This is a genomic window from Achromobacter sp. GW823-FHT04E03 (assembly GCF_058796095.1).
Map to the genome: position 1 here is coordinate 1,613,715 of NZ_JBXAIJ010000002.1, position 13,318 is coordinate 1,627,032.

14 protein-coding genes are annotated in these 13,318 nt (G+C 67.2%); 5 read left to right on the forward strand and 9 right to left on the reverse strand.

The genetic code is table 11. The annotated features are described in order from the left end of the window. Window positions 1-125 precede the first annotated feature (125 nt). Entirely contained in the window at window positions 126-1,448 is a 1,323-nt protein-coding gene (locus tag AC1RHV_RS18665; RefSeq protein WP_054451710.1) for an MFS transporter, read from the forward strand. 13 nt (window positions 1,449-1,461) lie between these two features. On the opposite strand, the gene AC1RHV_RS18670 is transcribed toward AC1RHV_RS18665, so the two are convergent. Further along, on the reverse strand, window positions 1,462-2,505 hold the full coding sequence (locus AC1RHV_RS18670; protein WP_306652515.1) for a histone deacetylase family protein: 1,044 nt from the start codon (window positions 2,503-2,505) through the stop codon (window positions 1,462-1,464). 109 nt (window positions 2,506-2,614) lie between these two features. Then, the gene (locus AC1RHV_RS18675; RefSeq protein WP_119449460.1) at window positions 2,615-3,196 is read right to left on the reverse strand and encodes an XAC2610-related protein; all 582 of its coding nucleotides are present in this window, start codon (window positions 3,194-3,196) and stop codon (window positions 2,615-2,617) included. 146 nt (window positions 3,197-3,342) lie between these two features. Between AC1RHV_RS18675 and AC1RHV_RS18680 the strand changes: the two genes are divergently transcribed. Then, a complete protein-coding gene (locus AC1RHV_RS18680; RefSeq protein WP_054451707.1) occupies window positions 3,343-3,744 on the forward strand; it encodes a hypothetical protein in 402 nt (133 codons plus the stop codon). A 6-nt stretch (window positions 3,745-3,750) separates the two neighbouring features. Here the strand turns inward: AC1RHV_RS18680 and AC1RHV_RS18685 are convergent, their stop codons facing one another. The 3 genes from AC1RHV_RS18685 to AC1RHV_RS18695 all read right to left on the reverse strand — a co-directional run bounded on the left by AC1RHV_RS18685 (window position 3,751) and on the right by AC1RHV_RS18695 (window position 5,811). Beyond that, window positions 3,751-4,380 (reverse strand): hypothetical protein, encoded by a 630-nt coding sequence (locus AC1RHV_RS18685; protein ID WP_119449459.1) that lies wholly within the window; start codon window positions 4,378-4,380, stop codon window positions 3,751-3,753. 54 nt (window positions 4,381-4,434) lie between these two features. Then, on the reverse strand, window positions 4,435-4,833 hold the full coding sequence (locus AC1RHV_RS18690; protein ID WP_054451706.1) for a hypothetical protein: 399 nt from the start codon (window positions 4,831-4,833) through the stop codon (window positions 4,435-4,437). Between the two features lie 84 nt (window positions 4,834-4,917). Further along, the gene (locus tag AC1RHV_RS18695; protein WP_125473160.1) at window positions 4,918-5,811 is read right to left on the reverse strand and encodes a LysR family transcriptional regulator; all 894 of its coding nucleotides are present in this window, start codon (window positions 5,809-5,811) and stop codon (window positions 4,918-4,920) included. 107 nt (window positions 5,812-5,918) lie between these two features. Here AC1RHV_RS18695 and AC1RHV_RS18700 point away from each other — a divergent pair, with 107 nt between their 5' ends. After that, on the forward strand, window positions 5,919-6,917 hold the full coding sequence (locus tag AC1RHV_RS18700) for a TerC family protein (protein ID WP_119449458.1): 999 nt from the start codon (window positions 5,919-5,921) through the stop codon (window positions 6,915-6,917). Between the two features lie 125 nt (window positions 6,918-7,042). Then, entirely contained in the window at window positions 7,043-7,816 is a 774-nt protein-coding gene (gene tam, locus AC1RHV_RS18705; RefSeq protein ID WP_192329218.1) for a trans-aconitate 2-methyltransferase, read from the forward strand. Here the strand turns inward: tam and AC1RHV_RS18710 are convergent. Genes AC1RHV_RS18710 through AC1RHV_RS18720 form a run of 3 tightly spaced genes read right to left on the reverse strand, consistent with a single transcriptional unit; the run spans window position 7,791 to window position 11,842 of the window. Continuing rightward, a complete protein-coding gene (locus tag AC1RHV_RS18710) occupies window positions 7,791-9,257 on the reverse strand; it encodes an efflux transporter outer membrane subunit (protein ID WP_054451704.1) in 1,467 nt (488 codons plus the stop codon). The two genes, tam and AC1RHV_RS18710, sit on opposite strands and share 26 nt — an antisense overlap. Continuing rightward, on the reverse strand, window positions 9,254-10,309 hold the full coding sequence (locus AC1RHV_RS18715) for an HlyD family secretion protein (RefSeq protein WP_492301644.1): 1,056 nt from the start codon (window positions 10,307-10,309) through the stop codon (window positions 9,254-9,256). Before AC1RHV_RS18715 ends, AC1RHV_RS18710 begins: the two co-directional genes overlap by 4 nt. A gap of 15 nt (window positions 10,310-10,324) precedes the next feature. Then, window positions 10,325-11,842, reverse strand: a complete 1,518-nt coding sequence (locus AC1RHV_RS18720; protein WP_054451702.1) for an MFS transporter — start codon at window positions 11,840-11,842, stop codon at window positions 10,325-10,327. 270 nt (window positions 11,843-12,112) lie between these two features. On the opposite strand from AC1RHV_RS18720, the gene AC1RHV_RS18725 reads away from it, so the two are divergent. Then, window positions 12,113-12,490: a DUF4148 domain-containing protein gene (locus AC1RHV_RS18725; protein ID WP_054451701.1), complete on the forward strand. Its 378-nt coding sequence runs from the start codon at window positions 12,113-12,115 to the stop codon at window positions 12,488-12,490. Here the strand turns inward: AC1RHV_RS18725 and AC1RHV_RS18730 are convergent. Continuing rightward, window positions 12,483-13,280 carry an AraC family transcriptional regulator gene (locus AC1RHV_RS18730; RefSeq protein ID WP_054451700.1) on the reverse strand — a complete coding sequence of 266 codons (798 nt, stop codon included), beginning with the start codon at window positions 13,278-13,280 and terminating at the stop codon, window positions 12,483-12,485. The two genes, AC1RHV_RS18725 and AC1RHV_RS18730, sit on opposite strands and share 8 nt — an antisense overlap. Between the last annotated feature and the right edge of the window lie 38 nt (window positions 13,281-13,318).

The following is a 13,318-nucleotide window of genomic DNA, read 5'->3' on the forward strand; positions in this document are numbered from 1 at the left end:
GTGCAGGGCGACGCGCGCAGACCAGGGCTGCATCCCAATGACGGAGCGGCTCTGCGCGATATGGGCTGCAGGCGCGCGGGTGTGTTTCAGGATCTGTTCCGAACCTCCTTTCAGCGAGCATTCACATGGCGACCACCACGCAATATCCCGGTCATGCTCCCTCACTCCCCGCGGCCGGCGGCGGTAGCCACGCCAAGGTGGCGCCAGGGGAAATCGCGGTGGGCGTGGTGGTGGGGCGCGCTTCCGAATACTTCGATTTCTTCGTCTTCGGCATCGCCTGCGTGCTGGTTTTTCCGCAGGTCTTCTTCCCCTTCGAACCGCGGCTGGAAGGCACGCTCTGGTCCTTTGTCATCTTCTCGTTCGCCTTCATCATGCGGCCCATCGGCACGGCGCTCTCGATGGCGGCGCAGCGGCGCTGGGGGCGTGCGACCAAGCTCACCATCGCCCTGTTCCTGCTGGGAACGGCTACGGTGGGCATGGCCTTCCTGCCGGGCTACAACGTCATCGGCGCGCATGCGATCACGCTGCTGGCGGTGTTCCGCTGCCTGCAAGGGCTGGCGCTGGGCGGGTCATGGGACGGCTTGCCGTCGCTGCTGGCGCTGAATGCGCCGCCCAACCGCCGCGGCTGGTATGCCATGCTGGGGCAGCTTGGCGCGCCCGTGGGCTTCATGGTGGCCAGCGCGCTGTTCCTGTTCCTGCACGTGACGCTGACCGAAGCCGATTTCCTGGAATGGGGCTGGCGCTATCCCTTCTTCGTGGCGTTCGCCATCAATGTGGTGGCGCTGTTCGCGCGGCTGCGCCTGGTCGTCACCGAGGAATACACGCAGCTGCTGGAAGAGGGCGAACTCGAACCGATCAGCGTTGCGCAGATGGTGCGCGAGCAAGGCTACAACCTGTTCATCGGCGCATTCGCGGCGCTGGCCAGTTATGCCTTGTTCCATCTGGTCACGGTGTTTCCCCTGTCCTGGATCGCGGTCAGCGCCACCCAGCAGATCCAGGACGTGTTGATCGTGCAGATCGTCGGCGCGGTGCTGGGCATACTGGGCACCATCGCCTCGGGCTGGCTGGCCGACCGCATCGGACGGCGCACCACGCTGGGCCTGCTGGCCCTGCTGATTGCCGTGTTCGCGCTGTTCACGCCCTGGCTGCTGGGCGGCGGGCCCAAGGCGCAGGATGCGTTCATCCTGGTGGGCTTCGTGCTGCTGGGGCTGTCCTATGGCCAGGCTTCGGGCACTGTCACCGCGAACTTCACGCGGCGCTTCCGCTATACCGGCGCTGCGCTGACCTCCGACATGGCATGGCTGATCGGCGCAGCATTTGCGCCGCTGGTCGCGTTGGGCCTGTCCGCGCGTTTCGGGCTGGTGGCGGTCAGCGTCTACCTGTTGTCGGGGGCTGCCTGCACGCTGCTGGCGCTGCGTATCAACAAGGTGCTCGAAACGCGCGACTGAAAGCGTCTGCCGTTCAGCCTGCGTAGCCTTCCAGCACGTTGGCGACGTTGACGCCCACGTCCGCCACGGCGTAGCCACCTTCCATCGTGAACACCGCCGGCAGGCCCAGACCTGCCAGCAGGCGGCCCACGTGCAGGTAGTCGGCGCTCTTGAGCTGGAACTTGGAGATGGGATCGCCTTCGTAGGTGTCCACGCCCAGCGCGATCACCACTGCGTCAGCCTTGAAGGCGCGCACGGCGGACAGCCCTTGTTCCAATGCCCGCGTCCAGGCGGCGAAACCGGTGCCGGCGGGCAGCGGCAGGTTCAGGTTGGCGTCCAGGCCAGCGCCTGCGCCGCGCTCATCGGCGTAGCCCAGGTAGAAGGGGTACTCGGTGGTCGGGTCGCCGTGCACCGATACGGTCAGCACGTCGGCGCGTTCATAGAAGATGCTCTGCGTGCCGTTGCCGTGGTGGTAGTCCACGTCCACGATGGCAACGCGTTGGGCGCCGGCTTCCCGCAGCGCTTGCGCGGCCAGCGCCGCGTTGTTAAGGAAGCAGTAGCCGCCAAAGAAGTCGGAGCCCGCGTGGTGGCCGGGCGGGCGCGTGAGCGCCATGGCGACGCGAGGGCCGCCTGCCGCGGAAACGGCGCGCGCGGCGTCGATGGCGCAGGCGGCGCCTGCGGTGGCGGCCTCCCAGGTGCCCGCGGTCAGCGGGCAGCCGCTGTCGAACGAGAACAGGCCGACCCGCGCGGCGAAGTTGGTCGGTTCGATGTCGTGGCGGAATCCGCGCACGGGCCAGACCGAAGGCAGGATGTCGAGGCCGGCATTGGCCGGATCCAGCGCCACCCAGTCGCGCCAGGCCGTTTCCAGGAAGTCCACGTAGCGCGGGGCGTGCACGCGCTTGACCAAGCCCAGGTCCGCCGCCGATGGCGTGCGCAATGCGCCGATGCCGCGCTGGTTCAGCGCTTGCAGCACGTACTCCAGGCGCGCCGGGGTTTCGTGACAGGGCACCAGCTTGCCGCGGAACATTTCCTGTCGGCCAGCGTGTTTTTCGTGGACAGGGTTGTGGAAAATCAGCACGGCGGGGGTGTCCTCGGACGTAGAGCCTGGTGGGCGGAAGCGCAACTATAGCGGCCGCGGCGTTTGCGGCGCCATTGCGCAGGGGGGGATTTTCGGGGGGATTGGCGCCTTAGCGGCCAGTCCGCGCGGCGCATGTGGCGCCCTTGGCGCCGGGATGCGGAATCTTGCGCTCCGATTCGCCTACGCGCCGGGTCCAGGAAATGATCCGCGCCGAGCCGTCCGGGCACACCCGGTACTGCTCGAAGCCATAGGTGTCGGCGCTGTAGCGGCACGCCACGGAAATAATGGGCTTGGCCGCGTCGAATTCGGGATTGACGAAGCCGCGGCATGGGCTGGCCACTGCATCGGGATACGGGATCTCCTGGTAGCGCCCGTCCTGGGGGCGGTACAGGAAGATGCGCGAAATCGCTTGCGTACTGCCGCCAGTCTGCCCGATGACGAAGTCGAGGTAGCCGTCATGGTCGACGTCCACGTCCTGGAACTGGTCCACCTCCTCGTCGCCGGAGATGTCCGCGATTTGCTGAGCGGACCCGTCCCCCACGCGTACGCTCAGGCGCTGTTGCGGCAGCTCGGTAATGGTCACCACGGCAGGCAGGCCGGGCCGGACAGCGTACGAGTAGTCGCGCGCGGCGGCATCCTGGCCGGGCATGAAGAGCGCGGCCAGTGCCGCCAGCGACAGGAATCCTTTCATGCGGGCGCCCTCCGCGCCGTGAACTCGGTGAGGCATTATGCCGCAGCGGCTTGCGGGGAAACCAGGACTTGCCGCCCGGCGGGCGGCGCAGGATCCTGGGTAGAATTCCAAGATACGCAAGATTGCCGCGACGCGCTCCGCCCGCCATGAATTTTCCGTTTCCCATCCGCCAAGAATGTCCGCCGGGCGCCTGTATGTGTGACCGTGACCGGCTGCTGGCCGATCCGTCTGCCGACGTCCGCGTGTTGCGGCTGACCAAGGAAGAGGAAAAGCGCCTTGTGGCGCGGTTGGAGAACATCTCCAGCCTGGAGGACCTGCGCGCCATGCAGGGACGCATCCATGCGCAATTGGGCATCGTGATTCACATCACGCCCAGCGAGAACGAGGTGCGCACCTCGCGCGGCATTGCGATCCAGCTGGAGGACCAGCTGGGGTTGTGCCGCAAGACGCGCACGGCGATTCCCGCCGCCATCCGCCGCGGTTTCGATAACCGGCCCGAGATCGTCTATGCGCTCTTGAACGAGCGCGACCTGCTCAGCGGCACCTGAACGCGTTCAGGATTTCTTTGCTCCGGCGGCCGCGCCGCAGGGCGCCAGCGGCACCACGTCGGCCGGCGTGCGGCCGGCATCCGGGCGCGTCGCGTCGCGCTTCTTGCCCAGGGTGACGGGGTAGATCAGCAGCACGGCGCTCCCGGCTTCCAGCTTGGGATCCTGTTTGGTGCCATAGGCCACTGTCCAGCCGCGTACGGCCAGCGGAGCCAGGGTGTATTGCAGGGCTGAGCCCGGCGAAACGTGCGCCACCTTGCCGGCGAACAGATCCTGCTGGTGGGTTTCCGCGCCATTGGCGGTGACATAAGTGGCGATGCTGACCAGCGCGGCGCCATTGCCGGGACGTCCCAGCACGGCAGTCTTGTACTTGCCGGCAGGGATGTCGGTCAGATTGACGGTGAGAGGACCGGCCGCGTGGCCGCTGGAATCCAGGCTGACGCCGTTGACTTCGGCGCGGGCCAGGGGCGCCGTGCCGGTGTTGCGCACGCGCACGCTGTATTCCCCGGAAGTGCCCGTGACCGTGCAGACCTCGACGCCGTAGGCGGAGCGCACGGGGTGCGCCTGCGCCGCCGTGGCGGCCATGGCCAGCAGGGCCGCCAGCAACAGCTTCGGGGCAGGGGAATGAACGGTGGGCACGGCACGCTCCTCTTGTAAGGGGCAGCGCGCCGGGTTGCCGCGTTGCCTGCCCTATTACACCACTTGGCGGCCGGGCGCCGCGGCTTGCTCGCGCTTGCCGGCCAGCCAGTGGAGGATCAGCGCCAGCACCAGCAGGCCGACGATGATGAAGCCCCAGAAGATCCAGGCCAGTACGGAGATCAGCGTGCCGAGGCTGCCGGCGAAGGGCAGCATCTGGTTCAGGCCCTGTGCGGCCCAGACCAGGCCGCCCTGCAGCGTCTGCAGCCAGGCGGGGTCGACCCAGGCCGCCGCCCAGGCGGGCGGAACCCATTGCGAGGTATCCAGCGCCGTGCCGGGAACCTGGGTCGTGGCGATGGTCGACAGGACCCAGTTGGTCAGCTGCAGCGTCAGCGCAACCAGCCCGGTCCAGAGTGCTGCAAGCACGGCGAAGGCGAGCCAGATGATCTTTTTCATTGAGGTGGTACTCCGATGTTTCAAAAGAGGGTCCACGATAAGGCGGATTCTATTTCTGAAAAACCAGCGTGGTTGTGACAAACGTTAAGAAAAAACCGAAGTTTTTGCCTTGGCGAGCACGATCTGGACCAGCGGATGGTGCTGCCCCCGGCGGTTGCGGATGGCGTGGATTTCCTCGTGCACGTCGTCGCAGCGGGCAAGGGGACGCAAGCCCCGCAGCACGCCGATATCGCCGCCGCCCAGGCGGCTGAGCGGAAACACGCCCAGGCCGCGGGCCGCGAATACCGACATCAGGGCGCTGTCCTCGAATTCACCGACCACGTTGGGATAGATGCCTTGTTCGGAAAACCAGCGGTCCAGCGTCTGGCGCAGCACGGAATGGCCGGTGGGCAGCAGCACCGGCAGGCGTTCCAGGCAGCGTGGAAAGTCCAGGGTGTCGGCCTTGCGCACCAGCTTGGCGGGACCGTACCAGTCCACTGGCGACGAGACCAGGCGGTCGCTGGTGAGGCGCAGGTTGGGGTTGGCGGGCGCGCCCTGGCCGGCCAGCACCAGGTCCAGGTGATGCTGGGCAAGTTCGCCCAGCAGTTCCTCGACCTCGCCTTCGTGGCACGTCAGGCGCAGGTCCGGCGTGTGCAGCACCGGGCCCAGCAGGGCCTGCGCGGCCAGCTTGGAAATGCCGTCCGACAGGCCCACCGACAGCCGTATGGCGGGCTTGGTGGCGGCGGCGCGGACTTCCTGGGGCAGCATCTGGCCGATCTGGAAGATCTCTTCGGCGCGGGCGAAGGCGGCCTCGCCCGCGTCGGTCAGCGCCACGCCGCGTCCGGCCGGCTTGAGCAGCTGGTGGCCCAGGTTTTTTTCCAGTTCGCGCACTTGCGCGCTGATGGTCTGGATGGCCATGTCCAGCCTTTCGGCGGCGCGGGAAAAGCCGCCTTCCTTGGCAACCATCCAGAAGTAATACAGGTGTCGATAATTGAGCATGGCAGGAATCACTTCGGTTTTTTCGAACCTTAACTCACTTTCAGGCTGATTTCTCCATCGGCCCCGGATCCGGATCATGAGCCCCTTCGAACACAAGCGGGAACATCATGGACACCTTGCTCACCTTACTCTCCGCCGATTTCTTCGGCACCCCGGCCTGGAGCTGGCTGCTATTCATCGGTATCGTGGTCGCCTTGCTGGCCTTTGACCTGGGCGTGCTGCACAAGGAAGACCGTGAGATCGGCGTGCGCGAGAGCCTGTTGCTTTCGGCTGGCTACATCACCGCGGCGCTGCTGTTCGGCGCCTGGGTCTGGTGGCAGATGGGTTCCGCCAGCGGCATGGCCTACTACACGGGCTTCATGATCGAGAAGTCGCTGTCGATGGACAACGTCTTCGTGATCGCGCTGATCTTCAGTTTCTTCGCGATTCCGCGCCAGTACCAGCACCGCGTGCTGTTCTGGGGCATCCTCGGCGTGATCGTGCTGCGCGCCATCATGATAGGCCTGGGCGCGGCGCTGGTCAGCAACTTTGGCTGGCTGCTGTATCTGTTCGGCGCCTTCCTGGTGTTCACCGGCATCAAGATGTGGATGATTGCGGACCAGACGCCGGATATTGCGTCCAATCCGATCCTGAAGTTCCTGAAGCGCCGCATGCGCGTCACGGAAGGGCTGCGCGGCAACGCGTTCTGGGTGATGGAGACCGATCCCGCCACGTCGAAGAAGGTGCGTTGGGCTACGCCGCTGTTGCTGGCGCTGGTGTTGATCGAGTTTGTGGACCTGTTGTTCGCGGTGGACTCCGTGCCGGCGATCTTCGCCATCACCACTGACCCGTTCATCGTCTACACCAGCAACATCTTCGCCATCCTGGGCCTGCGTGCGCTGTACTTTGCGCTGGCTGCGATGATCCACCGCTTCCATTACCTGAAGTACGCCCTGGCTCTGGTCCTGGTCTTCATTGGTGGCAAGATCTTCCTGGTCGGCTTCATCGGCAAGGTGCCAGCTGCCTTGTCCCTGTCGGTGACCTTCGGCCTGATTGCTGGCGGCGTGTTGTTCTCGCTGTGGAAAACCCGCTCGGACGCCTCCAAGCAGGAACTCGCGGCTGAATAATCCCGCGACCAGAGGCAAAGCGCCCGCCATATCCAACGGATATGGCGGGCGCATTTTTTGGGATTTGTCGCGCCTGTGCGGCGGGCGTAGAGTGCTGGACAGTCCAAAAGCCGCAAGGAGCCGTCATGACCAGCTGGTCCGCCAAACAGTATTCCGCCTTTGAAAACGAACGCACCCGTCCGGTGCGGGATCTGGTCGCCGCCTTGCCCAACCAGGACGTGAAGCGCGCCGTGGACCTGGGCTGCGGCCCCGGCAACTCTACCGAAGTGCTCGCCAGCCGCTACCCCGACGCCGAAATCAGCGGCATGGACAGCTCGGAGGACATGCTGCAGTCGGCGCGAAAGCGCCTGCCGGGGCTGCAATTTGAACTGGCCGACATCGCCACGTGGAATCCGCCCGAGACCTACGACGTGATCCTGGCGAACGCCGCGCTGCAATGGGTGCCGGACCACGCGACGCTGTATCCGCGCCTGGTCGGCAAGCTGGCCCCGGGCGGCAGCCTGGCGGTGCAGACGCCGGATAACCTGGAAGAGCCGGCCCACCGCCTGGCGCGCCAGGTGGCAGGCGAAGCGCCCTGGGCCGCCGCCATCGGCGGATTCAAGCATCCGCCGCGGCACAGCGCGGGCTGGTACTACGAACTGCTCAAGCCGCATTGCGGCCTGCTGGACGTGTGGCGAACGACCTACCATCACCCGCTGGCAGGCGCGGCGGCGGTCGTGGAGTGGTTCAAGGGCACGGCGTTGCGGCCCTACCTGGACCGGTTGGACGCTGCCGGGCAGGCCAGTTTCCTGGCCCGCTACCAGTCGCTGATCGAAGAGGCCTATCCGGCGCTGGCCGACGGCACGGTGCTGCTGCCGTTCCCGCGGCTGTTCATCATCGCGGGGCCGAAGCAGGGCTGAGACCCGCAGCGGGCGGTTCCCAGCCGCCGCCCAGCGAGCGGTACAGATCCACCAGCACCAGCGACACCGCGGCCTGGGTCGACACGCGGGCCTGGTCGCTGGCCAGCACCGCGTTCTGCGCGCTGAGCACGTTCACGAAGTCCGACGCGCCCGCGGCATATTGGCGTTGCGCGTTGAGCAACGCCTGGCGGGCGCTCTCGGAGGCGCGCTCCAGACTCACCCGGGTCAGTTGCTGCGCCTGGTAGGCGGTCATGGCGTTGTCGACTTCATGCCAGGCATTCAACACGGTCTTCTGGTACAGCAGCGCGGCTTCCTGAGCTTGCGATTCGCGCAGCCGCAGCCGGCCTCGCAGCCGGCCGCCCTGGAAAATGGGAATCTGCAACGCGGGGCCGACGCCGAAGACGCCGGCATTGTCGGAGTCCAGGTCTCGCAACTGCAGGGCTTGCAGGCCGAGGTTGCCCGATAGCGTGATGCGCGGATAGAAATCGCCCTCGGCCACGCCGATGGCTGCGACGGCCGCATGCAGATTGGCCTGGGCGCGGCGGATGTCGGGCCTGCGTTCGGCCAGTTCGCTCGGCAGCCCGACGGGGACTTGCAGGGGACCGCCCGGTATCGGGCCCACCGCCGCCAGGCGCGGTTGCAGCGCGCCGGGCGGTTGCTCCAGCAGCAGCGCCAGCGCATTCATCAGCTGTTCGATGCGCAGCACGAGCGGCGGCACGCCGGCTTCGATGGAGGCGGCCTGCGCATCGGCTTGTGAAACGTCCAGTTCGGTGGCGACGCCTTCGCGCTGGCGCAGGCGGGTCAGCGCCAGGTTGCGTTCGGCATTGGCGAGCGTTTGGCGCAGCACGTCCAGCTGGTTCTGCGTGCCGCGCAGCAGGATGTAGTTGCGCGCCGTTTCGGCGCGGATGGCCAGGACCACGCCGCGCTGCGCCTCCAGCGCCGCCTGGGATTGGGCGCCGGCCTGTTCGACTTCGCGCCGCACGCGGCCCCACAGGTCCAGTTCCCAGCTGGCGTCCACGCCCGCTTGCCACAGGTTGAATGAGGACTTGCCGCCGTGGCCCGAAGGGTCGGCCAGGCCGACCTCGCTGTTCTGGCCGCGCTTGTAGCTTGCGCCCGCACCGACGGCGGGCAGGCCGTCGGCTTCGGTCACGCGCAAGGCCGCGCGGCTTTGCAGCAGGCGTTCGTGGGCGATACGTATGTCCAGGTTGGCCTCGGTCGCTTCGGCGATCAAGGCGCTCAGGGTGGGATCGCCGAAGCTGTCCCACCAGGACGTGTTCACATCTTGCGGCACGGGGACGCTGTCCGCGGCGGAGGCGTCGGGTACTCGCCACTGCGCGGGCAATTGCGCCTGGGGAGCCTGAAAGTCGGGGCCCACGGCGCAGCCTGCCAAGGCGGAAAGTGTGCAGGCCAGCATGGCATTGAGCAAGCGGCGCGGGATCATTGCGTGGACTCCTCTGCCGCGGCGCCGGTATCGACCACGGCTTCGACGGACATGCCGGCGCGCAGCGGCGGCGCGCCTTCGGCCGGCGCATCCAGCACGATCTTGACGGGCAGGCGCTGCGCGACCTTGGTGAAGTTACCGGTGGCATTGCTGGGGACTACCGGTGAAAAGCTCAGGCCCGTGGCTGGCGCGATGCTCTGGACGCGGCCGCGCAGCGGCGTATCCGGATAGGCGTCGACCGTGATGGTCGCGAGCTGGCCCGGACGCATGCGGGTCAACTGCTTTTCGCGGAAGTTGGCCACCACATAGGCTTGCTGCAGCGGCACCACTGCGAGGATGGGCGTGCCCGGGCTGACGTAGGCGCCCACGCGCAGCGAGCGCCGGCCGACGATGCCATCGATAGGGGAGACGACCTGGGTATGCGACAGATTGAGTTCCGCGCGGTCCTTCAGGGCCTGCGCGCGCAGCAGCCCGGCCTGTGCCGCCTCGCGGTTGGCTTCCAGCACGTCGCGTTGCTTGCGAGCGGCTTGCAAGGTGGCTGTGTGTTCGGCTTGCCGAGCCTGCGCCATGTCCAGCCGGCTGCGCGCCTGTTCATAGGCTTGCTGGGTGCCCGCGCCCTCGCTGGCCAGCCTGCGGTGGCGTTGGGCCTCGCTTTCGGCATAGCGGATGTCCGCCAGGTCGGCGCGCGTGACGGCGACGGCCTGCTCGATCACGGCCTGCTGGCGTTCCAGGGTGGCGGCCGCGTCCGAGAGGCGCGCCGCCGCCACCGCGAGCTCGGCGCTTGCGGCCGCCAGCGCGGCCTGATGGTCGCGGTCGTCGATGCGGGCAAGCAGTTGGCCCTGCTTGACGGCCTGGTTGTCTTCGACCAGCACGGCGTCGATGAAGCCGGACACCTGCGGCGCGACGATGGTGTGATCGGCGACGATGGTGGCGTCGTCGGTGGATTCAGCGGCGCCGGTGGCGGACCATGACCAGCCCGCATAGGCCAGGAGGACCAGGGCGCCGAGGGCGCCGGCGCGGGGAAGGGGAGAAGTCAAAAGAGGGAATGGCATGATATGGACTCGATTTCAGGCCGCGGCGCGCGGAGGGTAGATCCGGGTCGCGACGAAGGGGATGAGCAGGATGAGGAGCACGGCCACGCCGGCCATGCACAGATAGAGGTCGGCGGAGGTCAGCACGGCGGCCTGCTCCTGGATGCGGCGGGACAGCGCCGCAGCGTTTTCGCCGGCCGTGCTCAGCGGAAAGTTGCCCAGCTGGTCGGCCAGCATGCTGGAGTGGTAATTGCGGCGCGAGGTGGTCAGCGCGTCCAGCAGGCCGGTGGCGGCCACCGCGGCAAAACCCTTGATGGTGTTGAACCACGATGAGGCCCAGGGGCCGTCCTGCGGCGCCAGGCCGCCCGTGGCCAGCATCAGCAGCGGGATCACGGCCATGGGCTGGGCGAAGATCTGCACGGCTTCGAGCAGATAGAACTGCTCGCGCGACCAGACGGGCGTCAGTTGCGACCCCAGCAGGCAGGACACGGCCAGCAGCCCGAGGCCCGAGGCCAGCACCCAGCGGCAATCCACCTGGCGCAGGTTGCACAGCGCCGCGACCAGCGGCAGCGCGATCAGCTGCGGCAGGCCCATGGTGAGCAGCACCGGCGCCGTTTCCAGCGGCCGGTAGCCGCGCAATTGCGCTAGGAACGACGAGGGAATCAGGATCACGCCCAGCAGCACGATCAGCACGCCGCCCAGCGTCAGCAAGGCATGGCTGAGATTGCGGTGGCGCAGGAGCTGGATCTTGAAGAACGGCAGGGGATGCGACCATTCGTTGACCATGAACAGCACCATCAGCACGCCGCCGCCGCCCAGCAGCACGGAGATCAGCGGCGAGTTGAGCCAGTCCAGCCGGTCGCCCTGCAACAGGCCGATGACCAGCATGGACAGCGCCGGGGCGCCCAGCAGCAGGCCGCGCCAGTCGAACAAGCGCAAGCGCTCGAGCTTGAGCGGATCCTGGGGCAGTCCGCGCCAGACGGCCCATGCGGCGAGCGCCGCGGGAGCGACGATCAGCCAGAAGGCCCAGCGCCAACCCAGCACCTCGGTGCAGAAGGCCGCCAGCGGTATGCCCAGGCTGGGCGCGAAGGTGGCCGTGAGGGCGTAGCCGCCCAAGCCGTAGAGCTTGATGCCTGGCGGCAGGAAGCGCAGCGCCACCGTCATGAGCATGGGCGGCAGCGCGCCGCCCGCGAGGCCTTGCAGCGTGCGCAGGAACAGCAGCACGGGCAGGTTGGGCGCAAACGGGCAGAGCGCGCCGAACAGCGCGAAGGCGGCCAGCGCCGTGACCGTGAAGCGGCGCAATGAAAACGTGACCGAGCACCAGGGCGCGAACGCCATGGCGCATACCGACGCCGCGGCGTAGACGGCGACGAACCAGGTGCCCTGGTCGTAGCTGATGCCCAGCGCGCCGCGGATGTCGGGCAGCGCCATCTTGGTCACGTTTTCGTTGAGCCCGGCGAGGATCACTGCCAGCAGCACGCCGAGCAATCCGGTCAGGATGCGCCAGCCGAAGGCCGCCGCGGCGGGCGGGGTGGGGGGAGCGGCGGCCGTCATGATCGTGGGCCGCCCCTGCCCGGAGATGAGGAAGACAACATGGAATAGCGTCCTTGGATAACAGGAGCTATTCAGTCTAGGTAGATGCGGGGGGCGGAAAAACCATTCCTGGATCAACCCACCCTTGCGCCCGACGCAAGGGTGCGCGGGGTGCTGCGCGGGTGTGCGGCGAGGCTTGCGCGGCGGGCAACCTTCGATTGCGCCGCGCGGGATTTATCCCGGCGGGCAGGCGAACGAATATTGCAGCACTCGTTAACCGCAGAGGATTTCATGAATACATTTCGACTCTCCGTCCTGGCGCTGAGCATGGCGCTCGTCGGCGCCGCCGCGCATGCCGAAGGCAAGACCCGTGAACAGGTGCGCGCAGAACTGATGGAAGCCAAGGCCGCCGGCCTGGTGACTTACGGCGAACAGCAATACCCGGTGGATCTGCCTCATGTCAGCACCAAGACCCGCCAGCAGGTGCGCGAAGAACTCGACGCCGCGCGCGCGGCCGGCCTGGTCACGTATGGCGAACAGGATTATCCGCCCGCGCTGCCGTCGCAATCGGACAAGACCCGGGACCAGACGGTCGCGGAACTGCGCGAGGCGCGCCTGCGCGGCCAGATGAAATCGGGCGAACTGGACTATCCGCCCGCCGTCAATTGATACCGTCGGCCTTGTCCGCGAAGTAGCGGGCAGGCGTCTTGCCCAGCGTCTTGCGGAACATGGTGATGAAGGCGCTGACGGACTCGTAGCCCAGGTCTTCCGCCGTGCGCTGCACCGAGATGCCCGCGGACAGACGCTGCAAGGCCTGGATGATGTGCATCTGCTGGCGCCAGCGGCCGAAGCTCATGCCGAGCTCCTGCTGCACCAGGCGCGCCAGCGTGCGTTCGCTCATGGCGACGCGCCTGCCCCATTGCGCCACCGTGCTGCGGTCGGCGGGATCGGCGTGCAGGGCATCGGCGATTTCACGCAGGCGCGGGTGTTCCGAAATGGGCAGGTGCAGTTGTTCGGCCGGCATGCGCGCCAACTGCTCGACCAGCACTTCAGCCAGCTTCCGGTTGGAAGGCGTGGCGGTGTCCTGCGGAGCCAGGTCGGCCAGATAAGCGACCAGTTCGCGCACCAGCGGCGAGATCGCCAACGTGCAGCACTGTCCAGGCAGGCCCGCGGCGTCTGGCGGTACGAACAGGAAACACACCCGGCCGTTCTGCGTGACGCGGTTGCTGTGCGGCACGCCGCCAGGAATCCAGACGCCGCATTGCGGCGGCACCATCCACAGGCCTTGCGGCACGGAGCAGGTCACCCCGCCCTGCAAGGACAGCACCAGCTGTCCCATTGCGTGCCGGTGCGGCGGGGATTCCTGATCGTTCTCGTCCGCGTGCACGCGCATGGCATAGGTCCATTGCGAGTCGATATCGGGGTTGAAGAACGGGGCGGGATCGTCCAGGCGGTGCATTGAATATCACCTTGACCGAATTTAGGGATAATTTGTCA